2 protein-coding genes are annotated in these 1,162 nt (G+C 66.3%); both read left to right on the top strand.

Annotated features, from left to right (window positions below; all coding sequences use genetic code 11):
• The coding region (locus ACWGI2_RS42065) for a DUF3459 domain-containing protein (protein WP_453701339.1) at window positions 1-734 on the top strand (734 nt) is incomplete at its 5' end.
• Window positions 735-773: 39 nt separating this feature from the next.
• Window positions 774-1,162: alpha-amylase family glycosyl hydrolase (locus ACWGI2_RS42060; protein ID WP_453701338.1), on the top strand; the 389-nt coding region annotated here is incomplete at its 3' end.

Below are 1,162 nucleotides of genomic sequence, written 5' to 3'. Positions count from 1 at the left end.
TCTTCCTGGCGGAGGCCTTCACACGCCCCGCCATGATGCGCACCCTGGCCGCCATCGGCTTCCAGCAGTCCTACACGTACTTCACCTGGCGCAACACCAAGCCTGAACTCACCTCATACGTCCAGGAGTTGGCCGGTGAAGCGGCCGCCTACATGCGGCCGAACTTCTTCGTCAACACCCCCGACATACTGCCCGAGTTCCTCCAGAACGGCGGCCGCCCGGCCTTCGAGCTGCGGGCGGTGCTCGCCGCGACCCTCGCGCCGACGTGGGGCCTCTACAGCGGCTACGAACTCTGCGAGGGCACGCCCCTCAAGCCCGGCGGCGAGGACTACCTGGACTCCGAGAAGTACCAACTGCGGCCCCGTGACTGGAAGTCGGCGGAACGCGAGGAACGCACCATCGCGCCGCTGATCACCACGCTCAACGCGATCCGTCGACGCCATCCGGCGCTGCACCGGCTGCGCAACGTGCACTTCCACTCCGTGGACAACGATCAGGTGATCGCGTACAGCCGTCATGTGCCCGGCGACACGGTGCTGGTGGTCGTGAACCTCGACCCGCACCACGCCCAGGAAGCGACCGTACGCCTCGACCTCACGCGTCTGGACATCCCGCCCGGCTCGTCCTTCCGCGTGCGCGACGAACTGACCGACGCGACCTACACGTGGGGCGAGGCCATCTACGTCCGTCTGACGCCGGGCGTGTCCCCCGCGCATGTATGCGCGGTCGAGTGAGGAAGCACGCGCCCCCAGCCGTGCGGCAACGGAGGATGCATGACCATCAACAAGCCTGTGTCCGACCTGTTCGAGGACACGCCCGCCAAGGACCGAGACCCCGAGTGGTTCAAGCGCGCCGTCTTCTACGAGGTCCTGGTCCGCTCCTTCCACGACAGTGACGGCGACGGCATCGGCGACCTCAAGGGCATCACGTCCAAGCTGGACTATCTGCAGTGGCTGGGCGTCGACTGCCTGTGGCTGCCCCCGTTCTTCACCTCACCGCTGCGGGACGGCGGTTACGACGTGGCCAACTACGTCGCCGTCCTGCCCGAGTTCGGTGATCTCGGGGATTTCGTGGAGTTCGTGGACTCCGCGCATCAGCGGGGCATGCGGGTGATCATCGACTTCGTGATGAACCACACCAGCGATCAGCACCCGTGGTTCCA

Source organism: Streptomyces sp. NPDC054866, assembly GCF_053610745.1.
The sequence above is the reverse complement of the archived record's forward strand: the minus strand, read 5'-3'. Positions and strand labels throughout refer to the sequence as shown.